At 64.1% G+C, this 22627-nt stretch carries 22 protein-coding genes and 1 tRNA gene; 10 read left to right on the top strand and 13 right to left on the bottom strand.

Annotated elements, in window-relative coordinates; all coding sequences use genetic code 11:
• Nucleotides 1-10: 10 nt before the first annotated feature.
• A complete protein-coding gene (locus HWX69_RS07945; protein WP_178916532.1) occupies nucleotides 11-703 on the top strand; it encodes a competence/damage-inducible protein A in 693 nt (230 codons plus the stop codon).
• A gap of 215 nt (nucleotides 704-918) precedes the next feature.
• A complete protein-coding gene (locus HWX69_RS07940; RefSeq protein WP_178916531.1) occupies nucleotides 919-1989 on the top strand; it encodes an ATP-NAD kinase family protein in 1071 nt (356 codons plus the stop codon).
• Nucleotides 1990-1992: 3 nt separating this feature from the next.
• Here HWX69_RS07940 and HWX69_RS07935 read toward each other — a convergent pair whose 3' ends face one another.
• The 4 genes from HWX69_RS07935 to HWX69_RS07920 form a co-directional block, all read right to left on the bottom strand.
• Entirely contained in the window at nucleotides 1993-2982 is a 990-nt protein-coding gene (locus HWX69_RS07935) for a hypothetical protein (protein WP_178916530.1), read from the bottom strand.
• 72 nt (nucleotides 2983-3054) lie between these two features.
• A tRNA-Gln gene (locus tag HWX69_RS07930) sits at nucleotides 3055-3157 on the bottom strand.
• A gap of 54 nt (nucleotides 3158-3211) precedes the next feature.
• Nucleotides 3212-3649, bottom strand: a complete 438-nt coding sequence (locus HWX69_RS07925) for a metal-dependent transcriptional regulator (RefSeq protein ID WP_178916529.1) — start codon at nucleotides 3647-3649, stop codon at nucleotides 3212-3214.
• Complete coding sequence (locus HWX69_RS07920) at nucleotides 3646-4131, bottom strand: ferritin-like domain-containing protein (RefSeq protein WP_178916528.1); 486 nt, start codon at nucleotides 4129-4131, stop codon at nucleotides 3646-3648. Before HWX69_RS07920 ends, HWX69_RS07925 begins: the two co-directional genes overlap by 4 nt.
• A 116-nt stretch (nucleotides 4132-4247) precedes the next feature.
• On the opposite strand from HWX69_RS07920, the gene HWX69_RS07915 reads away from it, so the two are divergent.
• Complete coding sequence (locus tag HWX69_RS07915) at nucleotides 4248-5237, top strand: hypothetical protein (RefSeq protein ID WP_178916527.1); 990 nt, start codon at nucleotides 4248-4250, stop codon at nucleotides 5235-5237.
• A gap of 37 nt (nucleotides 5238-5274) precedes the next feature.
• Here HWX69_RS07915 and sufD read toward each other — a convergent pair whose 3' ends face one another.
• The 4 genes from sufD to HWX69_RS07895 all read right to left on the bottom strand — a co-directional run bounded on the left by sufD (nucleotide 5275) and on the right by HWX69_RS07895 (nucleotide 11817).
• Nucleotides 5275-6492 (bottom strand): Fe-S cluster assembly protein SufD, encoded by a 1218-nt coding sequence (gene sufD, locus HWX69_RS07910; protein WP_178916526.1) that lies wholly within the window; start codon nucleotides 6490-6492, stop codon nucleotides 5275-5277.
• On the bottom strand, nucleotides 6489-7913 hold the full coding sequence (gene sufB, locus HWX69_RS07905) for a Fe-S cluster assembly protein SufB (protein WP_178916525.1): 1425 nt from the start codon (nucleotides 7911-7913) through the stop codon (nucleotides 6489-6491). The genes sufD and sufB overlap by 4 nt, the downstream gene beginning before the upstream one ends.
• A gap of 52 nt (nucleotides 7914-7965) precedes the next feature.
• Nucleotides 7966-8877, bottom strand: coding sequence for an ABC transporter ATP-binding protein (locus HWX69_RS07900; protein ID WP_178916524.1), 912 nt, complete (start codon nucleotides 8875-8877; stop codon nucleotides 7966-7968).
• A 147-nt stretch (nucleotides 8878-9024) separates the two neighbouring features.
• A complete protein-coding gene (locus tag HWX69_RS07895) occupies nucleotides 9025-11817 on the bottom strand; it encodes a DNA-directed DNA polymerase (protein WP_178916523.1) in 2793 nt (930 codons plus the stop codon).
• Nucleotides 11818-11966: 149 nt separating this feature from the next.
• Here HWX69_RS07895 and HWX69_RS07890 point away from each other — a divergent pair, with 149 nt between their 5' ends.
• Genes HWX69_RS07890 through HWX69_RS07880 form a run of 3 tightly spaced genes read left to right on the top strand, consistent with a single transcriptional unit; the run spans nucleotide 11967 to nucleotide 12948 of the window.
• Nucleotides 11967-12158 carry a DUF7331 family protein gene (locus tag HWX69_RS07890; protein ID WP_178916522.1) on the top strand — a complete coding sequence of 64 codons (192 nt, stop codon included), beginning with the start codon at nucleotides 11967-11969 and terminating at the stop codon, nucleotides 12156-12158.
• A 29-nt stretch (nucleotides 12159-12187) separates the two neighbouring features.
• Complete coding sequence (locus HWX69_RS07885; RefSeq protein ID WP_178916521.1) at nucleotides 12188-12538, top strand: DUF7322 domain-containing protein; 351 nt, start codon at nucleotides 12188-12190, stop codon at nucleotides 12536-12538.
• Nucleotides 12535-12948 (top strand): DUF7346 family protein, encoded by a 414-nt coding sequence (locus HWX69_RS07880; protein WP_178916520.1) that lies wholly within the window; start codon nucleotides 12535-12537, stop codon nucleotides 12946-12948. The genes HWX69_RS07885 and HWX69_RS07880 overlap by 4 nt, the downstream gene beginning before the upstream one ends.
• Before the next feature lie 15 nt (nucleotides 12949-12963).
• On the opposite strand, the gene rad50 is transcribed toward HWX69_RS07880, so the two are convergent.
• From rad50 to HWX69_RS07860, 4 genes are read right to left on the bottom strand one after another with little or no spacing between them, the layout of a single operon-like run.
• Nucleotides 12964-15627 (bottom strand): DNA double-strand break repair ATPase Rad50, encoded by a 2664-nt coding sequence (rad50, locus tag HWX69_RS07875; protein WP_178916519.1) that lies wholly within the window; start codon nucleotides 15625-15627, stop codon nucleotides 12964-12966.
• On the bottom strand, nucleotides 15624-16955 hold the full coding sequence (mre11, locus tag HWX69_RS07870) for a DNA double-strand break repair protein Mre11 (RefSeq protein WP_178916518.1): 1332 nt from the start codon (nucleotides 16953-16955) through the stop codon (nucleotides 15624-15626). Before mre11 ends, rad50 begins: the two co-directional genes overlap by 4 nt.
• Entirely contained in the window at nucleotides 16952-17284 is a 333-nt protein-coding gene (locus HWX69_RS07865; RefSeq protein ID WP_178916517.1) for a hypothetical protein, read from the bottom strand. Before HWX69_RS07865 ends, mre11 begins: the two co-directional genes overlap by 4 nt.
• A 46-nt stretch (nucleotides 17285-17330) precedes the next feature.
• The gene (locus tag HWX69_RS07860; RefSeq protein ID WP_178916516.1) at nucleotides 17331-17588 is read right to left on the bottom strand and encodes a winged helix-turn-helix domain-containing protein; all 258 of its coding nucleotides are present in this window, start codon (nucleotides 17586-17588) and stop codon (nucleotides 17331-17333) included.
• Nucleotides 17589-17757: 169 nt separating this feature from the next.
• Between HWX69_RS07860 and pan1 the strand changes: the two genes are divergently transcribed.
• From pan1 to HWX69_RS07840, 4 genes are all read left to right on the top strand, one after another.
• Entirely contained in the window at nucleotides 17758-18972 is a 1215-nt protein-coding gene (gene pan1, locus HWX69_RS07855) for a proteasome-activating nucleotidase Pan1 (RefSeq protein WP_178916515.1), read from the top strand.
• A 222-nt stretch (nucleotides 18973-19194) separates the two neighbouring features.
• Nucleotides 19195-19341 carry a hypothetical protein gene (locus HWX69_RS07850; RefSeq protein WP_178916514.1) on the top strand — a complete coding sequence of 49 codons (147 nt, stop codon included), beginning with the start codon at nucleotides 19195-19197 and terminating at the stop codon, nucleotides 19339-19341.
• 42 nt (nucleotides 19342-19383) lie between these two features.
• A complete protein-coding gene (locus HWX69_RS07845; RefSeq protein WP_178916513.1) occupies nucleotides 19384-20505 on the top strand; it encodes a pyridoxal phosphate-dependent aminotransferase in 1122 nt (373 codons plus the stop codon).
• A gap of 80 nt (nucleotides 20506-20585) precedes the next feature.
• Nucleotides 20586-21434, top strand: coding sequence for a UbiA family prenyltransferase (locus tag HWX69_RS07840; RefSeq protein ID WP_178916512.1), 849 nt, complete (start codon nucleotides 20586-20588; stop codon nucleotides 21432-21434).
• Here the strand turns inward: HWX69_RS07840 and HWX69_RS07835 are convergent, their stop codons facing one another.
• Entirely contained in the window at nucleotides 21435-22616 is a 1182-nt protein-coding gene (locus tag HWX69_RS07835; RefSeq protein WP_178916511.1) for a redox-regulated ATPase YchF, read from the bottom strand.
• Nucleotides 22617-22627: the final 11 nt, after the last annotated feature.

Below are 22627 nucleotides of genomic sequence, written 5' to 3'. Positions count from 1 at the left end.
TACACCGTGTATGAACATCGCTGTGGTGTGTGTCGGTGACGAACTGCTCTCCGGCGACACCGTCAACACGAACGCCGCCTGGCTCGGCGAACGACTCACCGAACGCGGTGCGACAGTCGAGCGGACGACGGTCCTCCCCGACCGCGTCGCCGACATCGCCCGCGTCGTCAACGAGTATCGAGCGGAGTACGACGCCGTCGTCACGACGGGCGGTCTCGGCCCCACGCACGACGACATGACGATGGAAGGCGTCGCCGCCGCCTTCGGCCGGAGCGTCGAGACGAACGAGGCGGCGCTCGAGTGGCTCGACGCCGAAGGGGGCTACCAACACGCCGACCTCGCGGCGGGAACCGCCGACCTCCCCGTCGGCTCGGAGCCGATACACAACACCGAAGGCGTCGCTCCGGGTTGCGTCATCGAGAACGTCTACGTCCTCCCGGGCGTCCCAGCGGAGATGGAAGCGATGTTCGAGGCGATAGAAGACGACTTCGAAGGCGAGCGACGCTACATCACTGAGGTCGTCGTCGACGAACCCGAAAGCGCCCTCGTCGAGCGGTTCGCCGAGTTACAGGAGCGCTTCGGCGTGAAAGTCGGGAGTTACCCCGGCGAGTTCGTCCGTGTGAAAATCGAGAGTACCGACGAGTCGGCTGTCGAAGCGGCCGAAACGTGGCTCCGCGAGCGAGCCGACGCGGTCGAGGCCTGATTATCGGTAGAGATACCACAGCCAGCCGACGGTGATGAGCAGACAGGCAGCGAAGACGAGCCAGCCGGAGGCATCGATAGCGAGTTCGTTGACGTTCTCCTGCAGTGGGACGTACATGGCATGGAGTTGCCGGGGGCCGCTCTTAATAAATTCCCTTTCGAGCGATGGAGGTGACGGACCGCGTCGTTTTTGGCCGGGGCGGCCCGTACTCCGGTATGCGACGCATCGGGCTCGTGGTCAACCCAATCGCGGGGATGGGCGGCCGCGTCGGGCTGAAGGGCACCGACAACAAGGTCGAGGAGGCCCGCCGCCGCGGTGCCGAACCGCGTGCACCGACCCGCGCCCGACAGGCGCTGGAACACCTGCGCGAACAGCCCGTCGAGGTCGAGTTGTACACCTACGGCGGCGTGATGGGCGAAGACGAAGCCGTCGCCGCCGGGTTCGACCCCGTCGTCGTCGGCGACCCCGAAACTGACGAGACCGCCTCCGCGGACACCCGCAAGGCCGTTCGGCAACTCGTCGAGGCCGGCGTCGACCTCGTGTTGTTCGTCGGCGGCGACGGCACCGCCGTCGACGTGGCCGAGGCCCTGGAAGACCTCGACAGCGACGTTCCGGTGCTGGGCGTCCCCGGTGGCGTGAAGGTGTACTCGTCGGTGTTCGCGGTCACGCCCCGAGCGGCCGGCCGCATCGCCACCACCTTCGAGCGAACCGAAACCCGCGAGGTCAACGACATCGACGAGGACGCCTACCGCGGCGGCGACGTGAACACCGAACTGAAAGCGCTCGTCGAAGTCCCCGTCGGCGACGAGATACAGTCCTCGAAGCAAATCGGCGGCGGTACCGTCGAAGCGCTCGCGGCCGCCGTCGCCGGCGACATCCGCGACGACGACGCGACATACGTGCTCGGCCCCGGGTCGACCGTCGACGCCGTGAAAACCGAACTCGGCTTCAACGGGTCGCCGCTAGGCGTCGACGTGTGGCGCGAGGGCAGCGTCCTCGCGACCGACGCCGGCGAATCTGACATCCTCGCCGCCCTCGGCGAGCGCAACGTCATCGTCGTCTCCCCCATCGGCGGACAGGGGTTCATTTTCGGCCGTGGCAACGACCAGATATCCCCCGAGGTCATCCGCCGTTCGGACATCGAGGTCATCGCTTCCAAACAGAAACTCGACGACATCGGTGTCCTCCGGGTCGACACGGGCGACCCCGAGCTCGACGAGGCGTTGCGCGGCTGGCAGCGCGTCCGCGTCGGGAAGTTCGAGCGCCGCCTCCTGAAGGTCGTCTAACCCTCAGTTCCACTCGGGGAGGTACTCGCCCTCGATTGGTGGGTCGGTGCTGACCCACTCCGCGCGGGCGGCGTCGCTCGTAATCGTCGTCGCCGGACCGCCGTCGACACTGTAGGTGAGCGTCAAATCCGACAACGAGCAGTGCGCGTTGTACCTGAGGGCGTCGTCCGGCGCCATGTACGACACCGTCTGCCAGTGGTCGGTGTCGGCCTCGACTGTCGCCTGCAGTTCGACGCCCTCGCCCTCCCCACGGAACCGCCAGTGGCCCGGTTCGTCGTGGAGCGTCCGGTTCGCCGAGGGACTCCACGGGACCACGTGTTTCACACGATTGAGTGGGTACACCTCGCCGTCGATGCGGAAACACAGCGAGAGGTTGTCGTCGAGTCGGAGCGCCTCCAGGACGGCCGTCTCGTCTTCGGCGAAGTCGTTACACTGCACCCACGTCCACTCCTCGGGCGGGTCCGTCGACAGCGTGTGCCCCTGGTGGCCCGGCGCGTCTTCGAGTTCGATGGTCCGGTCGCCGACCGTGATTTCGCCCGACATGAACACGGATTGGTTCCGGCTCCAGTGTTTGCCCGTCCCGATGGTCTTCGACAACACGTCGGTGAGTCGCTGGCTCCGCAACGGCGTGAACGCGTAGGTGTCGGGGTCGTATTCGAGGTCCCACGCCACATCGCCGACACTACCGGTCGCCGACGAGGAGGTGAGGACGCCGTCGCCGATGGTCAACTCGAAGGGGTCACTGTCGGGCCAGACGTCCTCGAAGGCGAAGGCCTCCGAGACGAACGTCGAGTTCTCCGGGGTCTCGCGGTCGGTTAGCGCCGCCCACAGCCGACCCTCCTGTCGGCCGCTTTCGGTCGACAACAGCGTGTACCGATACCAGAAGGCGACCGAGGCGTCCCGCGGACTCACCAGCGAGTACCACACCTCACGCCCGGGGTCGCCGACGGCGAGGGGCCACTCCATCACCGGGTCGTTGGGGTCGGGGTTCATGTGTTAGGTCCCCGAAAGGAGAGGAGTTATAGATTGGTGGTCGGACCGTAGGAAGTGTAAGAAGTATTATAATAGTCCCGGGCAGATTCGAACTGCCGTCAACGGCTGTCTTTCGCACGGGGCAACACCCGATGCGTCCAAAGGCCGCTATGATTGGCCACTACACCACGGGACTGCGAGTAATCGTAGTTGCTGCCCGCACAATAGGTTTACCGTTTCCGCCGCCGAATCAGTCCGCCGCCTCCGACTCCAACGCCACGTCCAGCAGTTCGCAGGCGTCGGTTTCGGCGTCGAAGCAGTCCGGACAGCAGTCCTGTCGGTCGATGATGGTGTCGAGTCGCTCGGCGACCGTCTCGTCGATGACGCTTTCGAGCTGTTTGGCCTCCATGCGGAACTCCTCGACTTCGAGGACTTCCCAGAGGAACCGCTCGATGATGCAGTACGTCTGGAGGGCGTCGCGTGCCCGGACGATACCCTCGTCGGTCAGTGAGACGCCTTTGTACTTCTCGTGGTCGGCGAGGCCGTGGCCTTCGAGTTTGCCGATCATTTCGTTGGCGCTGGCGGGGCTGACCTCCAGGAGGTCCGCGATTGCGCCGGTCGAGGCGGGCCCGTCTTCCTGCTCCTGTACGAGGTAGATGGCCTTCAAATACTGGTCCTGTGTGTTCATGCTCGCGTCTCCATGAGTTCCGTCACTTCCTCGACGCCCTCTTTTTCCTCCTCACGAATACCGCGAAGCGTCTCGAGCAACCGTTCGCGGTCGACGGTGAACTGTACGTCCGAACTCTCGATGGCCTCGATGAGGTCGTCGTAGAACTTGTAGGCGGTCTCTTCGTTGCACAACTGGTCGTAGAGCACGCCGTCGAAGTCGGTGTCCGACTCGTAGCGGGCGGCGACCAACTGCTCGATTTCGTCGTAGGCCACGGGGTCGGCGTCGAGTTCGTCGACGAGCGTTTCGAGGCGTTTGCGGTGCTCGGCGGACTCCTCTGCGGCGTGTTCCAGAAGCGAGACGATATCGGGGTCGAGTTCCGCATCGTCGAGCGTCTCGTAGTGTTTGTGCGCCCGGGCCTCGACGACCTCTTCGAGGACCATCCCGATTTGCAGCAGGCGCGCGAGTTGGTGGTCCGACGCGACCGGGTAGGTGAGACTCATCGTTCCACCCCGCGGTCGGCGAACGGTGCGCCGGTCATACTCACGCGTCGGCACCGCGGCGACTTAAGGGGTTCCCTTGGGCCGCTATTTTTGCGCTCTCCGAACGAAGTGTCGGTATGTCAGACGACGAGCCGGCAGACCGGATGCGAGAGCGGTCCCCTCGGAGTACGGTGATCCTGTACCTCCTGTTGGATGCGGATCGGAAACTGATAACGACCGGTATCGTCGGAGCCGTCTTCGTCGGCCTCGTCGCCGCGTCGCTCGTTGTTCCGGGCGCCGAATCCGCGCTTCGAGCGACGGATTCGGTCGATACCGCCTTTCAGGCGCTCATCGGTGCGACGGTCACCGGCGTCACGCTCGTGCTCACGCTGAATCAGTTGGTGCTGTCACAGGAACTCGGCGCCGTCGGCGACCAGCGCGAACGCATGGATGGTGCGATGACCTTTCGCGACGACGTTCGCGACCTCCTTGGCGAGACGCCACCCGCCGAACCGTCCGAATTTCTTCAGGCGATGGTCGCCGAAATCGACTCTCGTGCGGCGGCGGTCCGCGATTCGGGCCCGCTCGACGACGACCTCGAAACCATGATCGAGGGAACGGTCAGCAACGCCGATGTCGTCATCGAACGACTGGAGGACGCCGATTTCGGCGAGTTCGAGGTCGTGCGTGCGGCCCTCGATTTCAACTACTCTTGGAAGATTCACGTCGCGCGTCGGTTTCTCGATGGAGAACTCCCCGATGAAACCCGCGAGCCGCTGGCGGCGTTCGCCGACGCCCTGGAACTGTTCGGACCCACTCGTGAACACTTCAAGACGCTCTACTTCCAGTCGGAACTCATCGACCTCTCGCGGACCGTCCTCTATACGGCCGTCCCGTCGCTCGTGGTCGCCCTCGGCGTCACGTTCTACGTCGACGTCGCCATCTTTACCGACTCCATCCTCGGTGTCAACACCGGCGTGTTGCTCGTTACTGGGGCCGCAGCTGTCGTCATCTCGCCGTTCGCAGTGCTCCTGGCGTACGTGCTCCGTATCGCGACGGTGACCGAACGAACTCTCTCTATCGGACCGTTCATCCTTCGAGAAACCGACGGTGAGACCGACCGCTAAGCGGTGGTGGACTGGACGAAATAAAAAACGGCTCGCGTTACTCCCGTGCCTGCAGTCGGTCGCGGATGCGACTTTCGAAGTCCTCGCGGAGTTCCTCGACCTCGATTTCCTCGAGGACGGGGACGTAGAACCCTTCGACGAGCATGTTCTTCGCCAGTCGCTCGGGGACGCCACGCGAAGTCATGTAGAACATGTCCTCGGCGCTGACCTGCCCGACCGTCGCGCTGTGGGAGGCCTCGGTGTCGTGGTTGTTGATAATGAGTTTCGGGGAGGCGTCGGCCTCGCTCTCGTCGCTCAACATCAGGGTGTTCTCCCGCTGGTAGGAGTTGGTGTCCCAGGCCTCGCGGCCGACGTTCTGGACGCCCTCGTACACCGACCGGGCCTCGTCGTCGATGACGCCGCGAGTGACGAGGTCCGCCGTCGTGTGTTCGGCGTTGTGCCACACGCGAGCGTCGATGTCGAAGTGCTGGTCGTTGTGGCCGTAGAAGGCGCCGACCATCTTCGACTCCGAGGAGTCGCCATCCAGGTGGCTCTCGACGGAGGACTTCGTGAGATGCGACCCGATGTTACAGTCGACCCAGTCGACGGTGCCGTAGGTGTCGACGGTCGCTTCCTTCAGGGTGTACGTGTAGGTCGTCTCGTCGAGGTCCTGGAGGTTGCCGAACTGGACGTAGCTGTTCTCGGCGGCGGCGACTTCGACGATACCGCTGTAGTAGCGGTTGCCGTCGACTTCGTCGCCGGACTCCTGTCGCTCCAGAATCGTCACCGACGACGATTCCTCGGTGACGACGAGCGTGTAGTTGAACAGCGACCGGGAGTTCATCGTCGTCCGAATCTTCACGTCCTCGGCGTCGACGCCCTCCGGAACGTAGACGACGGTTCCGGTCGTGAACAGCGCCGTCGACAGCGCCGTCAGGTAGTTCGTCTGGGGGTCGACGACGCTGCCGAACCGCTCTTCGAGCAACTCGCCGTGTTCCTCGACGGCCTCGGCGAAGGGGAGTACCTCCACGTCGTCGGGACCGACCTGGTCTTTCTCTTCGGCCGCGTCGAGGGGGTCGACGAGGCTCTCGTAGTCGAGCTCCTCGAGGTTCGTCCACTTGCGACCGGGCGTCTGGATGACATCCGGGAACGCGATGTCGTCGAGGGCTTCGAGGGCCTCGAGACGCGTCTCGAGTAGCCATTCCGGCTCGTCGAGTTCCTCGGAAATCTGTCGGACCGTCGCCTCGTCGATGGATGCGTGTACCTGCGTGCTCATCCGAGCGACCCCTCCATCTCGAGTTCGATGAGGCGGTTGAGTTCCACCGCGTACTCGATGGGCAGTTCTTCCGTAATCGGCTCGATGAAGCCGGCGACGATCATCTGCTTTGCGTCGTCGTCGTCCAGTCCGCGCGACTGGAGGTAGAAGACGTCCTCGTCGCCGATCTTGCCGACGGTCGCCTCGTGGGCCACGTCGACTTTCGACTCCTCGATTTCCATGTACGGCATCGTGTCGCTGGTCGACTCGTTGTCGAACATCAGCGCGTCACACTCGACGGACGTCGAGGAGTTCTCGGCGCCGTCGGCGATGTGGACGAGGCCACGGTAGTTCGTTCGGCCACCGTCCTTGCTGATGGATTTCGACTCGATGGTCGATTTGGTGTTCGGCGCGTTGTGATACACCTTCGCGCCGGTGTCGATGTTCTGGCCCTCGCCGGCGAAAGCGATGGTGATGTGGTTGTCCGTCGCACCGGGGCCCTTCAGGATGGTACAGGGGTACAGCATCGTGGCTTTCGACCCCATGGAACCGGACACCCACTCCATCGTACCGTCCTTCTCGACGATGGCACGTTTGGTGTTGAGGTTGTAGGTGTTCTTCGACCAGTTCTGGACGGTCGAGTACTGGACGTGGGCACCCTCTTTGACGAACACTTCCACGCCGCCGGAGTGGAGGTTGAACGCCGAGTACTTCGGCGCCGAACAGCCCTCGATGTAGTGGACTTCGGAGTTCTCCTCGGCGATGATGAGGGTGTGCTCGAACTGGCCCATCCCCTCGCTGTTCATCCGGAAGTACGCCTGCACCGGCATGTTGACGGTGGTGTCCTCCGGGATGTAGACGAACGAGCCGCCGGACCAGATGGCGCCGTGCAGCGCAGCGAACTTGTTGTCGCTCGGGGGAACGCACTTCGTCATGAAGTACTCGCGGACTATCTCTTCGTGCTCCTGGACGGCCTTGTCCATGTCACAGAAGATGACGCCCTTCTCCTCCCACTGCTCCTGCATGTTCTGGTAGACGATTTCGGACTCGTACTGGGCGCCGACGCCCGAGAGGGCGTTCTTCTCGGCTTCCGGAATGCCCAGTTTGTCGAAGGTGTCCTGAATCTCCTCGGGGAGGTCCTCCCAGTTCTCGGCGCCGCCGCGGGTTTCGATGTCCGGTCGGATGTACGGGACGATTTCGTCGATGTCGACCTCGCTGAGGTCCGGCTGGCCGGGCCAGTCGGTCGGCATCGGCATCTCCTGGAACTGCTCGAGGGCGCGGAGACGCCGTTCGAGCATCCACTCCGGTTCGTCCTTGTCGTCGGAGATGATGCGGATGGTCTCCTCGGTGAGACCCTTCTCGGTCTGGAAGGCGGAGCTCTCCTCCTTCTTGAACTCGAATCGGGCCTCGGTGTCGGTGTCTTGTAGGTCTTCGGAACTCATTGTGTGGTGTTTACGTCTGTGTTCATATGAGGCTATGCGTTACCGAAACTGGTTACGCGGCTTCGTAAACTTCCTCGCGGACCCAGTCGTAGCCCTTGTCCTCGAGTTCCTCGGCGAGGCTGGCGTCGCCGCTCTTGGCGATTTGGCCGTCGAGCATCACGTGAACGTGGTCCGGTTCGACGTAATCGAGGATGCGCTGGTAGTGGGTGATCTGGAGGATGCCGGTGCCCTGCTCGTCGCGGAGGGCGTTGATGCCGTCGGAAACGTCCTGCAGACGGTCGATGTCGAGCCCCGAGTCGATTTCGTCCAGCACCGCGATGGACGGTTCGAGGATGGCGGCCTGCAGCACCTCGTTTTGTTTCTTCTCGCCGCCGGAGAAGCCGGCGTTGAGGTAGCGGTGGGCGAACTTCTCGTCCATGTCGAGCAGTTCCATCTTCTCGGCGAGCAGCTCCTGGAACTCGGCGACGCCGACGGCGCCATCATCCATGTTGCCCTCCATCGGGGAGGTGTCGTAGCCGGCTTCGTCGTCGTCTTCGGCGTCTTCCGCATCTTCGTCTTCGAACAGTTCCTCGCGCTCCTCGAGTTTGGCGTTGAGTGCCGTTCGGAGGAAGTTGACCATCGTGACGCCCTCGATTTCGGCGGGGTACTGGAAGCCGAGGAAGATACCGAGCGCGGCGCGCTCGTTGGGTTCCAACTCCAGGAGGTTCCACGTCAACTGGTCGTCGTCGACGTCGATGCCCTCGAACTCGTCTTCCTCGATGTGGAGGAGTACTTCCCCGTCGGTGACCTCGTAGGCAGGGTGGCCGGCGATGATCTTCGCTGTCGTCGACTTCCCGGAACCGTTGGGGCCCATCAGGGCGTGAATCTCACCGGAGTTCACCTCGAGGTCGACGCCGCGGAGGATGGTCTCTCCACCCTCTTCGGCGACCGCTGCGTGCAGATTTTTGATTTCTAACGTCGCCATAGTAGATGCTGTCTGAACGGTGGGGCGTGACGCTGATAATGGTTTCGGGTTCTGATGGTTTGGGTTGTGGTTTCGAAAAATAATTTTTCTTTGCGGTAAGTCACCACACCACAAATACGGCCGGAAGACAGCCGGGGCGACGGTCCCTCAGAAGTAATTGCCCAGCCCGGTCTGGGTCTGTCCGGTCTTGACCTCGTCCCACGAGATGTCGAGGGCCTCGAGGATGCGAGCGATGGGGCCTTTCAGCGTCTTGTCGAGCATCTTCTCGTAGTCGACTTCGAAGGCGTCAGGAACCTGGTCGTCGAACTCGAAACAGATGACGTCGGGGTCGCGTTTGAACTCCCCGTAGAGGGGGTCCTCCGAGGGGTCGAGTCCCATCTCGGCCTCTACCTCCCGGAAGAACTCCGGGTGGACCTTCTTCAGGTACAACCGTTTCGGCTTCGACCCGCTGGCGAAGTTCGTCCCAAGGAGGAGGTTCGCGTACTTCGCACCCCGCACCTGAGCCGTGTCGGTGTCGTAGTTGTCGAGTTTCTTGCCGATTCCACCCGGAATCCCGATTTCGTCGAGGCTCACGTCGCCGGCCTGCACGCGCTCGATGACCTCGTGGACGTACTCCTTGATGTCCTCGGGGTCTTCGCCGGTGACAATCATCTCCAGGACGCGCTTCTGGACCTCCTTCGTTATCGGCGCGATGTCCGAGCGCTTGTACTCGAAGCCCGTGATGTCGATGTCGTCGACGTCCTTTCCCTCCTTCCAGACGATGTGGCCGGCGTAGCGTTTCTTCTTGCCCGCCTGGAAGAACCGCCGATACAGTTTCTCGAACTCGATTTGGAAGCGGTGGGAGTCGGCGTTGAGATCCGCCGCGAACTCGTCGTAGGCGTCGTTGATGTGTTCCTCTATCTCGAAGGACTGCTCGATGGCTTCCTCTTTGGAGATATCGTGTTCTAACTCCAACATGACGGAGTCAGTATCACCGTAGATGACCTCCATATCGAGTTCGGATGCGGACTCCTCCGTGAACTCGATAACCTCTCTCCCTGTGGCGGTCACTGCCGCGCCCATCTCCTTGTCGTAGAGCCTGAATCGGTCCCATCCCAAAACGCCGTACAGCGAATTCATAATAACCTTGACAGCTGCCTGCTGTCGGTCGTAGGTCTCGTAGGCGTCGGTGCCGGGGTCGTTGTCGTTGCGGAGCGATTTCTTCTCCTCGCGCTCTTCGAGGAGTTCGTCGACCATCGCCCGTATCATGCCGTCCGGCTCTTTCCGGAAGTGGGTGCCGTTGGGAGCGACGTAGGTCTCACCGTCGTAGGATTGGGGGTCGACCTTCGTCTCAGGAGACGCGTTGATGGTCACCATACACATCGGGTAGAGCGACTTCAGGTCCAGTACGGAGACCATCTCCTTGACGCCCGAAATCGGGTCGAAGACAGCGCCACCTTCGTACTCCTCGGCGTCGACGGCGCCTTTCGAGGGGAGTGCGTACTCGCCGTGAATCTTGTGGAGGACGTACATGTCGACGGCGTCGCCGGGCGTCGTCGCGTCTTCGAGTTTACAGCCGACGAAGGAGGCGACCTCCTCCCAGAAGTCGACGATGTTCTGTTTGCGGTCCAACTCGACGCACAACTCCACGTCACGGAGGTTGTACTCCAGCAGGCGCTCGGGGTCGTCCTCCCAGAGGTCGCCGATGTCGCCGGGATAGCGCTCCTTGCCGACGCCTAACTCCTCCTCTCCGACGGCGTCGAGGCGGTAGGAGTCGAGTTCGGAGAACTGCGTCCGCTGGTAGGCGTACAGCAGGTCGAAGACGACCCGGCCCTTGACGTTCGGCCCACCCCACCCGGAGTCCCACACCTCGTTCACCCGGGAGAGTCGGTCGGAGTTCAGCCGGTCGTGTCGGGAGGCGAGGCGGTCGATGCGGTCGATGAGGTACGGCGCGTCGAAGTCGTCGAAATTCCACCCGGTCAGCACGTCGGGGTCGGTCGCGTCGATGTAATCGAGGTAATCGACGAGCATCTCGGCCTCCTCGGAGAACCCGCGCACGTCGATGTCGATGTCGCCCTCGCCGATGGGTTCGTATTCCTCGACGGCATCCGGGCTGGGAACGCCCTCGGGCGACTCGTAGAGCCAGACGACGTACTCGTCGTCGAAGGAGTCGTGGGCGGTGAGACAGATGATGGTCTGTTCGCCGTCCTCGGGGAAGCCGTGGCGGTCGTCGACCTCGATGTCGAGGGTATGTACGCGCGGGGCGACCGAGTAGTCGACGGCGTCGAGTTCCGTGTGGTGTATCTTCAGGCTGCCGTCGTCGAGTTCCCGAACCGGGACCCGGACGCCGCTCGTGATATCCTTGTCGATGAGCAGGCGGTTGGGAAAGAGGATGTCGGCCTCGTAGTGGTCGAAGCGGTCCCGGAGTTGTCCCACGTCGCGGGGCGTCTGGCCGAACACCTTACACAGTTTCTCGCCGCGGATGGATTCGTAGACGACGACCTCGCGCTCGTCGTGCTCGCCGATGTCTTCGCCGTCGGCCGCGCGCTCGCCGTACGTCTCGACGCCGGTCAGGCGGTCGTGGTCGAGTCGGGAGTCGACGATATCGGGGTCACTGAGCGGGTCGTCGGCGTCGACCGCGAGGTCGAGGTCCGCGAGTGGCGTATAGAAGTACGGCCGAAACCCGTAGACGCGGACGTGGACGGTGTCGTCGTCGGTACGACCGAAGACGTGGAGCACGGGGTGTTCGTCGTCACCGCTTCCCTCGATGGTGTAGTCGACCTGCGTGACACAGCACTCGACGTCGCCGTCGGCGTCGGGAAACCGGTGGTCCGAGACGTCGATTACGTCGGCGCCAGTCTCCGACGACCCTGCGACCGCGGCGGCCTCCTCGGCGGGACGGGCGTCGTCGCTCCCGCCACCGAAGCTTCCGAGCGTCCCCTGCTCCATGCCCTGTTCCATAGGTGAACTGCTTCGCCCTCACCGGTAAAAACCTCGGTGTTCTGTCGGAGCAACATAAGCTATTCGCCCAACACAGCGGCCGTGTCATCGAATGTCACAGCCACAAGGGCTTTACAATGACACACCCTACCAAAGTCCGGTGACACACCATGCCCGAACCCAACGCGACGTCTGAGCAGGACAGTGCGGGCGCTTCCGAGCGCCCCGAACCGGTGGTTGCCGACGCCGTCGAGACGACGGAGTCGTACGAGACAGAGGAGGGCGTGGTGTTCTACGACGCGGAGAACCCCCTCGCGTGGATACAGGCCGGACACGTCCTCGACCTCGACGAGGTCGCGTAGTTTTTGCTTTCGGGGGGCGTTGTCCCGCTGTGGACCCGTTCAGCGACGACGACCCGTGGCCGGATGAACCCGAGGAGTTCGACCCCGACAGTCTCGGCCCCGAGACGCCCGACGCGACTGACATCGACGCCGAGACGCTTGAGTCCGTCCCCGAAGGCCTGTTCCGGGCGTTCGTCGGCAGCGCCATCATGCTCAACGTCGCGCTGTTCGGCCTCTCGCTCGGCGCGCTACTGATTTATTTCCGCGGCGACACCGAAGTCGGCGGCGCGGCGCTGGCCGCCGGCGGTGCCGCCGCCGTCTTCGCCGGCCGCTACTACTGGCAGTACAAACGCGGCGATTTTACCGACGGTACGGCCACCGACGGCGGTGATGACTCGTGAGAGCCGTCGAACACGGCGGCGACCGCTATCTGCTCGTCAAGCAATCCGGCGAGTCGAGTCTCGTCTACGACCCCGAAACCGGCGAGGAGCGATACCTTCCGAACGAGGAACTGACCGTGACCGGCGACTCACCGCTGGAACTCGCCGCGGGGGCCGTACCCGAGGCGTCCCGACGAATTCTCACCGCCGTTCACTCCGAACAGGCGCTCGGACTCCTCGTCGAGTTGGACGAACGCGGCCCGATGTCCGTCCGGGAGGTCCTCGGCGCGTACGACCTCTGTGAGTCCGATCTCCACGGCCTCTTCGGCGAACTCCGAGCCGCCGGGTTGGTTGCCGAGACCGACGTGGTCGGCGAGCGGGGCTACCGACTCACCGACCTCGCACGCGACGGACTGGCCGAACTCCGGTAACGACGAGAAACCGGTCTACGACAACGCCTCGACGGTCGCCGAGCGCTCGACCGACGAGCGGTTCGTCGTGGGGTCTTTCCGCACCGCCACGAGGTCGTCGGCCGCACCGACCAACTCCTCGTCGTGGCTGACGACGACGATTTGGTCGACGCCGTGGTCGGTCATCGACTCGACCAACTCGACGAGTTTCGAGACGTGGCCCGAGTCGAGGAACACCGTCGGCTCATCGAGGATGAGCGGCGGCGTCGGTGCCTCGCCCTCGATGCCCTCCGACAGCAGCCGATAGATGGCACACCGCAGCGAGAGGTTGAACAGCGCCCGCTCGCCACCGGAGAGTTGGTCGGGGTCCAGCGGCGTCCCGTCCTTCTGGTAGACGGTGAGCTCGTAATCGCCATTGAGTTCGATGCGCGCATACGAGTCGTTCTGATACACCAACTCGAACGTCTCGTTGAGCATCGCCTCCAGTTTCTGGACGTTCCGCTGTCGGAGTTCCGCACGAAGGTCCGCGTAGGTCTGCTGGAGTTCGTAGGCCTCCTCGTACAGCGACTGGAGGCGGTCGACCGTCCGTTGGAGTTCCTCGCGTCGCTCCCGGAGCGCTTCGAGTTCCGACAGTTCGTTCTCGACCGCACCGATGGCGTTCTGGAGTTCGTCCCGGCGCTCGCGTTTCTCCTCCAGATACGGCTCGACGTCCGCGATGTAGCTCTCGGCTTTCTTTTTGTCCTGTTTGGCCCCTTTCATCGCCGACTCGTCGAAGGCATCTTCGAGTTCCGCCTTCCGGTCGCGTTTGTCGGCCAACTGCTCGCGCCGGAGGTCGTTCTGTTCGGCCTTGTTGTCCCGCTCGGTCCGAAGCCGTTCGACCTCGCGTTCGTTTTCCGCGATGTCATCGAGCAGTTCCGCGACCCGTTGGAGCCGCTGGCGTCGTTCGTCCAGCGTCGCCTTCTCGGCGTTCAACTCTCCGATTGCTTCCCGGGCCTCCTGTGCCTTCGATTCGGCAGCCTCGGCCGCCTCGATTGCCTCCTCGGCGGCCGTCTCGTGGTCGTCGGCCTCCGTCCGGAGTTCCTCGACGCGATTTGCTTTCTCCTCGACCGACTCGGCCTTCTGTTCGACCAGCGTCTCGACGTTCTCCTTCGAGTCTTCGAGTCGGGAAAGCTCGGTTTCGGTCTCGACCAACTCGACGGCCCGCGTACGCTTCCGGGTCAGCTCCTCGACGCGCTCCTCGGCGTTTTCGAGTTCGGTTTCCAGTTCCTCGACGCGCTCTCGGTCCTCGTCGATGGTTTCGACGTGTGGCGAGTCGTCGACTGGCTGGCCACATTCGGGACATTTGCCCTCCTCCAGCAAGCGTTCGGCCTCGGCGACCGTTTCGCGGGCATTCTTCAGGTCGGTCCGCAACTCCGCGACGCGCTCCTTGGCGGCCGTCAGTTCCTCGTCGATGTCGTCGCGGTGGGACTCGACGTTCTCGCGGGCGACCGGCGCGTCGGTCAGTTCCTCGCGTAGCGCCTCGAGTTCCTCGCCGAGTTCGGCCAACTCCTCGCGTTTGGCTTCGAGTTCCTCCGTGGCAGTCTCGACTTCGGCTTCGAGTTCTTCGGCCCGTTCGCGGGCTTCGCTGGCTGCCTCGCGGTGTTCGTTGGCCCGTTCGCGGCTGGTTTCGGCGTCGCCCGCGTGGTCTTGGGCTTCGAGTCGACGCTCCTCGATTGCGTCTCGGATGTCTTCGGCCTCGCCGTCGAGCGCCTCGAGGCGGTCCTCGACTGCCTCGGGGTCGGCCGCCTCGAGTTCGGTCTCGGCGAGTGCGGAGTCGAGTTCCTCGCGCAGTGTCTCTGTCGCCTCGCGAAGCGACCGGATTCGTTCGCTCAGGGCTTCGCGTTCCCCCTCCGTCTCCGAGATTGTCGAGGCGAGCGCCTCGATTTCCTCACCGAGGTCCTCTATCTCCTCGCGGCGCTGTGCGTACTCTTCGAGGACGCTCTCGGCGTCTTCGAGCGTCTGGCGGGCCTCGTCGCGGTTTTCCTCCTTGTCGGCGATATCGTCTTGGACCTCAGACAACTCGCTCCGCAGCGCGTTGAGTCGGTCGTGGAGGTCCTTGTCCTCTTTCGTCTCGATCTGTTCTTCGATTTGGGTCAGCGCACCCTGTTTGTCGTCGCGGACGCGGCCGACGCCGACGCGGGCGTCGCTGGCCCGCTCGCGGTACTCCTCCAGTTTCCCCAACTGGAGGAGGTCGTCTATCATGTCCTGTCGCTCGCTCGGCGAGGCGTTGATGAGTTTGTTCACCTCGCCCTGCCGGACGTACGCGCAGTTGACGAACGCCTCGGCGTCCATCCGGAGCAACTCCTCGATGTGGCCCTCGACGGCCGTGACCTGTTCGATGGGACCGTCCGGTGTTTCGAGGATACAGGTCGTCGTCTGTGCCGTGTCGCCGCGGAGTTTCACCTCCCGTTCGACGCGGTACTCCGAGCCGTTGTGCGTGAACCACAACTCGACGAGCATCTCCTCGGCGTCGTTGGAGATGACGCCGTCGAGGGTGCCGTCGATGGCGTCGGTACCGTACAGCGCGAAGAAACACGCCTCAAGCAGCGAGGACTTCCCGCTGCCGTTGACTCCGTGGATGACGGTGACGCCGGACCGGAGCGACAGGTCGGTGTCGGCGTAACACTTGAAGTTCCGGAGACGGACGCGTTCGAACCTCACAGGTAATCCTCCATGGACGACTGGTCGTCACCATCGGCCGCCGCCGATTCGGTATCCGTCGCGGGCGATTCGACCGCTGTGGCGTCGGTATCATCGGGGCACTCCTCGACGGACACCGAGTCGGAGGTGGAAGTGTCGTCGGCCTCGGCGTCATCGCTCTCGTCGCCCTCGGAAAGCCGGTCGGCGACCGTTTCGGGGTCCGAGCCGGAGGTCGAATCGAACGCTTCGGGGTCCTCGAGCAGTTCGCCGACCCGTCGTTCGACTTCGTCGGCGACGTTGGAGTCGGCCACCTTGCTCGCACGGATGGTCTCGTCGAGGTCTCGGGCGGCGTCGCTGAGCCCGAGTTCGCGAACCCGCTCTCGGACCGCCTCGTCGGGGTCGGCGAAGGACACCTCCACGTCGGGGTCGTCGCTGACCTCTCGGCGGTCGTTGACGCGGGCGACGAGTGCGCCCGCATCGTCGGCGAATTCCTCGATTCGTGCTGCCGACACGTCCTCGCCGTCACCAGTGAGGTCGACGATGACGACCGCGCCGGCGAGGTCGTGTTCGCGGAGGCGCTCGCGGACGCGCTCGAATCCCTCGTTTTCGGCGAGGTCGAGGTCGACGAAGACGAACTCTCGTGTGTCGATACCCCGCCGTGAGAGGTGGACATCTCCGTCGAACTCGACGATGTTGTAGCCGCGTTCCTCGCGCTCGCTGGCGCTGGCGCGTTCGGTAGAGCCACAGTAGGTGACCCAGACGCCGTCGACCTCCTGTCGAGTCGCGGCGTGTTCGTCGCCGAGCAACATCGCGTCGAAGTCGACGTTCGACGCCGCGAGGACTTCCGCGGCGTCCCACTCGACGTTGCCGTAGTCGGGGACGAGCGGTTCGAACAGTCCGTGGGAGACGAGCGCCGCGTGGTCGGCGTCGTGAGAGTCGAATTCGTATTCGAGGTCCTCACGTTGAGCTCGCGGGACGAAGTCGAGGCCGTAGAAGGCGGTATCGCCTATGGTCACGGGCGTCGCGCCGAGCCGCGTCGCCAGCCCCATCGCCTCGAAGAGGTCCAGCCACTGGGCCTCGCGTTTCGTCTCGTGGTTGCCCACGATGGCGAGAAACGGGATGTCGGCGTCGTCGAGGGTTTCCAGTACGTCGATGGTGCCGAGGAGGTCACCCAATCCGGGGCGGCGGTCGTGAAAGAGGTCACCGGCGTGGACGAGAGCGTCAACGTCGAGTTCGGCCGCGTCCTCGGCGACCCGGCGGAAGGCATCGAGAAAGTCTCGTTGACGCTCCGGGCGGTGGTACTGCCGGTAGCCGAGGTGGGTGTCGCCGGTGTGAATCACCCGTGTCATTGGAACGGAGGTTCGCCGTCACGTCTTAAATCGGTTCCGCGACCGAGGTGAAAGTGGTCGGCGTCGAGGTCGCCGGCGGCCGCTCGCCGAAAACGACGAAAGGCACGGAGCGCCCGCTTTCCGCGGGCCACCCGCGTCGGGTCCTCGGCGCGCTCGATAGCGCGTTCCAGTTCCACCACCCCGACGGATTCGACGAACGCGAGGGCTGCATCGAGGTCGTCCGTGGCGGCGTCGGCGCGCTCGATGACCCGCTCCTCACGCGCTACGAGTCGGCGCAGCGCCGACCTGACGCGTTCGCTGTCGGTGTCTCGGGGATCGTCGGGCGCCACGGGCGCTGTGGCCGCGGCTTCGTATAAAAACGGTCGGGCCGAGGCGTCACTCGGCGAGTGCGTAGACGCGCTTTCGCGCGTCGGTAAAGGAGAACCGCGAATCGACCGCATCGACCTCCTCGAGCCGCGTGAGCGCGTATCGGACGGTCCGGGGCGGAAGCATCGTCTCCTCGGCGAGTTGACTCTGTGTGAGCCGGTCGTTGTACTCAAGGACCTTCGCCACCAGTTTCGCGCTCGGCGGCAGGTCGGCGACGGCCTCCCAGTCGACCGTGTCTGCCTTCGACTGCACGTCGGTTACGCTCATCGTATCACCACCTATCCGATGATAGCGGATAATACTTACTATCCCCAAATATGCCTAATAGTAATCAGTTGTTCCGGCGGCACTTTTTTCGCAACGAGGAGATTCGCCGGCATGCGCCCGGTGTACCTACCCGAAACCTCTTATGACTACGGGCGCTACCGATTGGGTGATGACCGATACTGTTGACGACGTCGACCTCCCTTACGAGGACGGCGCGTCACAGCAGGAGAAAGTGGATGCGCTGGAGGAGCGGCTGGAAATCCTCGAACAGCAGAACGAGGAAATGCGCGACAAGCTCCTCGATGCGAACGCAGAGAACAACAAGTACCAACAGAAGCTCGAGCGGCTGACTCACGAGAACAAGAAGCTCAAGCAGTCCCCGCTGTTCGTCGCCACCGTCCAAGAGATTACCGACGAGGGCGTCATCATCAAACAGCACGGCAACAACCAGGAGGCCCTCACCGAAGTCACCGACGAGATGCGCGAGGAACTCACGCCGGACTCCCGCGTCGCCGTGAACAACTCGCTGTCCGTCGTCAAGAAACTCGACTCCGAGACGGACGTTCGTGCCCGCGTGATGCAGGTCGAACAGTCCCCCGACGTGGCCTACGAGGACATCGGCGGCATCGACGAGCAGATGGAGGAGGTCCGAGAGACCGTCGAGATGCCCATCGAGAGCCCCGAGATGTTCGACGAAGTGGGCATCGACCCGCCCTCTGGCGTCCTGCTGCACGGGCCGCCGGGGACGGGGAAGACGATGCTGGCGAAGGCCGTCGCGAACCAGACCGACGCCACCTTCATCAAGATGGCCGGCTCCGAGTTGGTCCACAAGTTCATCGGCGAGGGTGCGAAACTCGTCCGGGACCTCTTCGAACTCGCTCGACAGGAGGAACCCGCCGTCGTCTTCATCGACGAAATCGACGCCATCGCCGCGAAACGGACCGACTCCAAGACCTCCGGCGACGCCGAGGTCCAGCGAACGATGATGCAACTCCTCTCCGAGATGGACGGCTTCGAGGACCGCGGCCAGATTTCGATTATCGCGGCGACGAACCGCTTCGACATGCTCGACCGCGCCATCCTCCGCCCCGGCCGCTTCGACCGACTCATCGAAGTGCCCAAACCCGACGCCGAGGGTCGTGAACTCATCTTCCAGATTCACACCCGCGACATGAACATCGCGGACGAGGTCGACTTCGCGGAACTGGCCGAGGAGACCGAGGAGGCCTCCGGCGCCGACGTCAAGGCCGTCACCACCGAGGCCGGTATGTTCGCCATCCGCGACGACCGCAAGGAAGTGTGGATGCAGGACTTCCTCGACGCCTGGGAGAAAATCAAACAGACCGAAGAGGAAAGCGACGAAGTCTCGAAGACGTTCGCCTGAAACTTTTTGCACGGTCGCCAGAGGCGACCGGCAAAAACGTTCATGAAAAAGACACGGCGGCCCTCCCGTTGGTCGGGCCTTGGTCCTGTGCGTGGCGGCCTGCGGCCGCCACGACGGTTCGGTTGCGGGCCTGCCCGCAACCCGCGCGCAGGGTAACCGTGAGCGCTGCGCGCTCACGGATGCTTGCGGTGATTTTTCCGTCCTGAGCGCAGAGACGAACGCATGACCGACAGCGACGCAGTTGAGGCGTTCCTCGAACAGGCCGATTCGACCTACGAAGAGTACGAACAGGGGTACGCGGATGCGGATGCGACGCTCCGCCGACTCGAAAAGCACATCGAAGAGTTGCGGGAGGACATCGAGGCGTAAGCATCCAGCAGAATTAACCCCCCAGCGGACGCCGTATCCGCCATGACGGAGTTCTCATCACGCATCGAGAAAGTGTCCATCAGCGGTATCCGCGAGGTGTTCGAGGCGGCCGGCGAGGACGCCATCAATCTCGGCTTGGGACAACCCGACTTCCCGACGCCCGACCACGCCCGACGGGCGGCAATCGAGGCCATCGAGGCGGGGGACGTCGACGCCTACACCTCCAACAAGGGGACCATCGAGTTGCGGGAGGCCATCGCCGCGAAACACGACCGGGACAACGGCTTCTCGGTCGACCCCGAGGACATCATCGCCACCGCCGGGGGCAGCGAGGCGCTCCACATCGCCATGGAGGCCCACGTCGATTCGGGCGACGAGGTCATCTACCCCGACCCGGGATTCGTCTCCTACGAGGCGCTGACACACATCGCAGGCGGCGAGCCGCGGCCCGTTTCGCTTCGCGAGGACCTCACTATGGCGCCCGAAGCCGTCGAGGACGCCATCACCGACGACACCGCGGCCTTCGTCGTCAACAGCCCCGCCAACCCGACGGGTGCGGTCCAAAGCGAGGCCGACATGCGAGCGTTTGCTCACATCGCCGAGGAACACGACGTGCTGTGTATCTCCGATGAGGTGTACGAACCGTTCGTCTTCGACGGCGACCACCACTCGCCACTGTCGTTTACCGACTCCGGCAACGTCGTCGTCGTCAACGCCTGCTCGAAGGCGTACTCGATGACCGGCTGGCGGTTGGGGTGGGTGACGGGCGCCTCCGACCGCATCGAGCGGATGCTCCGGGCCCACCAGTACGGACAGGCCTGTGCCGCCGCACCGAGTCAGTACGCCGCCGAGGCTGCCCTGACCGGCCCACAGGACCACACCGTCGAGATGCGGGAGGCCTTCCAGGAGCGCCGAGATTTGGTCGTAGAGGAACTCGAAGCGATGGGACTGGAGGTGCCGACGCCGAAAGGGGCCTTCTACGCGATGCCCCGGGTGCCCGAGGGGTGGGTCGACGAGGTAATCGACCGCGGCGTCGTCGTCGTTCCCGGCGAGGCCTTCGGCGAGGGTGGCGCTGGCCACGCCCGCATCTCGTATGCCGCGAGCATGGAGACGCTTGAGGAGGCCCTCGATATCATGCGGGAGGCGACCGAGGCCCTCCAGTAGCGGCCGTCGTCCCCAAAGACGAACCCCCGACAGCCTGCCGACGGGAGTAGAGTAATGAGACTCGCTACCGTACACCACGTATGGAAATCGCACGGCACGGCACGGGGCTGCGGGCCGACGTGGGGGCGTTGGTCTCCCAGATTCACCCGGTGTTCATGCTACCGCCAGTGGCCGCATCGGCGTTCGGCGCGGTGCTGTCCGGGCGACTCGACGTGACCCTGCTGGTCCTCCATCTCCTCGCCGCCTTCGCCGCCCTCTATACGGCACACATCAAGGACGGCTACGTCGACTTCCACGGCCGCGGCGAGGACGACGACCACCCGCTGACGGCATCCGGCTGTCGCCTCGCGCTGGCGGGCGCGTCGGCTGTCTTCTTCTCGTGTCTCCTCGCCATCGGCTTGCTGGTCGACGTGTGGGCCGCCCTGCTGACCCTTCCGGGGTGGGTCATCGGCTACCTCCACGCGCCACAACTCGACCTGAATCCCGTCGGCGCGACCGCCGGCTACCCCGCCGGCATCGCCTTCGCGCTGCTGGGCGGCTACTACGTGCAGGCGACCACCCTCACGACCGCCGTCGTCGCCTTCGCCGTCGTCTTCCTCCTCGTCCTCTCGGGCATCAAAACCATCGACGACGCCAAAGACTACGAGTATGACCGCTCTATCGGCAAGCGAACCGTCGCGGTCGTGTTGGGCCGCCGGCGCGCTCGCCTGTTCGCCTACGGACTGATGGCTCTCGGAATGGTCGTCGTCGTCGCGCTCGCCGTCGTCGGCGTCTTTCCGCCGGCCAGCGTCTTCGCACCCGTCGTCTTCGCCGTCGTCGCGGCCTTCGCGTGGCGGGCCGGCGACGACGCTAGTCTGGCGACGAAACTCCTGATTCGGGGGTCGTATCTCTTCCTCGCGGTGCTGGTGGCTGCGGTGTGGCTTGGGTAGTTACTTCGCCGTCGAGACGATTTTGATAACGTCACCCTCCGATAGCTCGTGGTCCTCGCCGATACGGCGGCTCTCGCGGGCGTCGACGGCGTGGAGGTACCCCTCACCGATGTCGGAGTGGACGGCGAAAGCGAGGTCCTTCGGGGTCGACCCCGACGCCAGTAGGAAGGCGTCGGGGAGGACGTTGCCCTGCCCGTCGGTCCACTTCGTGTCGTTCTGGACCGGGTAGACGGTGATGCGGTCCAACAGGTCGTACACCGCCTCGTCGAGCGCGTCTTGCAGGCCGGTGCCACCGAATTCACTCATAACGCCGCGGATTCGCTCCAGTCCCTCGGCTTGCGCATCCGAGAGGTCGCCGATACGCTCGAAGTCCTCGTCGCCGGGGTCGTAGTCGACGACACCGGCCTCGACGGCCTGCCGGAGTGCGAGTTCGCCCTCGGCGGTACAGGGGACGACGCGCTCTGCGGCCTCTTTCAGTCGCTCGACGTTCCCCTCGGGTGCGATGTCGGCTTTGTTGGCGACGACGACGATTGGCTTGGTTCGCTCTCGGATGCGGCGGGCGAGTTCCTCGCGGTCGTCGTCCTCCCACGCGAAGGGGTCAGCCGAGTACTCCATCGCCCGCAGGACGGCCATCACGTCGTACTCGCTGGCACCGACGCCGGTGAGCATCTCGGTGAGCGCCTCCTCGAAGTCGAACTCCGGGGAACGGGACTGCCGTTCGACCGTCTCCCAGTTGCGGTCGATGATGCCGGCTATCCAGAGGTCCATCTCCTCCTCGATGAACTCGACGTCGTCGACGGGGTCGTACGAACCAACCTCGACGGGTTCTCCCTCGGCGTTGGTGCCGCCGGAGGCGTCGACGACGTTGAGGATCGCGTCGGCGTTGGTCAACTCGTCGAGGAACTGGTTTCCGAGTCCCTTCCCCTCGTGGGCGCCGGGGACGAGGCCGGCCACGTCGAGTAGCTCGATTGGGACGTAGCGCTTGCCGTCGTGGCAGTTGTCGTTGCCACAGCGGGTCTCCAGGTCGAGACAGGGACACCGCGTCCGGACGTGGCTGACGCCACGGTTGGCGTCGATGGTGGTGAAGGGGTAGTTCCCCACGTCGACATCGGCCATGGTTGCGGCCTTGTAGAACGTCGATTTGCCGGCGTTGGGCTTGCCGGCGAGCGCGACCGAGAGCATGCCTCATCTCC

It is taken from the genome of Natronomonas gomsonensis (genome assembly GCF_013391635.1).
In the GTDB taxonomy this organism is placed as follows: Archaea; Halobacteriota; Halobacteria; order Halobacteriales; family Haloarculaceae; genus Natronomonas; species Natronomonas gomsonensis_A.
The sequence above is the reverse complement of the archived record's forward strand: the minus strand, read 5'-3'. Positions and strand labels throughout refer to the sequence as shown.

What these genes read in the sequence shown, in the direction of transcription:
- HWX69_RS07945 (WP_178916532.1), top strand. Translation starts at nt 11, where the DNA reads ATGAACATCGCTGTGGTGTGTGTCGGTGACGAACTGCTCTCCGGCGAC.
- HWX69_RS07940 (WP_178916531.1), top strand. Translation starts at nt 919, where the DNA reads ATGCGACGCATCGGGCTCGTGGTCAACCCAATCGCGGGGATGGGCGGC.
- HWX69_RS07935 (WP_178916530.1), bottom strand. Translation starts at nt 2,982, where the DNA reads ATGAACCCCGACCCCAACGACCCGGTGATGGAGTGGCCCCTCGCCGTC.
- HWX69_RS07925 (WP_178916529.1), bottom strand. Translation starts at nt 3,649, where the DNA reads ATGAACACACAGGACCAGTATTTGAAGGCCATCTACCTCGTACAGGAG.
- HWX69_RS07920 (WP_178916528.1), bottom strand. Translation starts at nt 4,131, where the DNA reads ATGAGTCTCACCTACCCGGTCGCGTCGGACCACCAACTCGCGCGCCTG.
- HWX69_RS07915 (WP_178916527.1), top strand. Translation starts at nt 4,248, where the DNA reads ATGTCAGACGACGAGCCGGCAGACCGGATGCGAGAGCGGTCCCCTCGG.
- sufD (WP_178916526.1), bottom strand. Translation starts at nt 6,492, where the DNA reads ATGAGCACGCAGGTACACGCATCCATCGACGAGGCGACGGTCCGACAG.
- sufB (WP_178916525.1), bottom strand. Translation starts at nt 7,913, where the DNA reads ATGAGTTCCGAAGACCTACAAGACACCGACACCGAGGCCCGATTCGAG.
- HWX69_RS07900 (WP_178916524.1), bottom strand. Translation starts at nt 8,877, where the DNA reads ATGGCGACGTTAGAAATCAAAAATCTGCACGCAGCGGTCGCCGAAGAG.
- HWX69_RS07895 (WP_178916523.1), bottom strand. Translation starts at nt 11,817, where the DNA reads ATGGAACAGGGCATGGAGCAGGGGACGCTCGGAAGCTTCGGTGGCGGG.
- HWX69_RS07890 (WP_178916522.1), top strand. Translation starts at nt 11,967, where the DNA reads ATGCCCGAACCCAACGCGACGTCTGAGCAGGACAGTGCGGGCGCTTCC.
- mre11 (WP_178916518.1), bottom strand. Translation starts at nt 16,955, where the DNA reads ATGACACGGGTGATTCACACCGGCGACACCCACCTCGGCTACCGGCAG.
- HWX69_RS07860 (WP_178916516.1), bottom strand. Translation starts at nt 17,588, where the DNA reads ATGAGCGTAACCGACGTGCAGTCGAAGGCAGACACGGTCGACTGGGAG.
- pan1 (WP_178916515.1), top strand. Translation starts at nt 17,758, where the DNA reads ATGACCGATACTGTTGACGACGTCGACCTCCCTTACGAGGACGGCGCG.
- HWX69_RS07850 (WP_178916514.1), top strand. Translation starts at nt 19,195, where the DNA reads ATGACCGACAGCGACGCAGTTGAGGCGTTCCTCGAACAGGCCGATTCG.
- HWX69_RS07845 (WP_178916513.1), top strand. Translation starts at nt 19,384, where the DNA reads ATGACGGAGTTCTCATCACGCATCGAGAAAGTGTCCATCAGCGGTATC.
- HWX69_RS07840 (WP_178916512.1), top strand. Translation starts at nt 20,586, where the DNA reads ATGGAAATCGCACGGCACGGCACGGGGCTGCGGGCCGACGTGGGGGCG.
- HWX69_RS07835 (WP_178916511.1), bottom strand. Translation starts at nt 22,616, where the DNA reads ATGCTCTCGGTCGCGCTCGCCGGCAAGCCCAACGCCGGCAAATCGACG.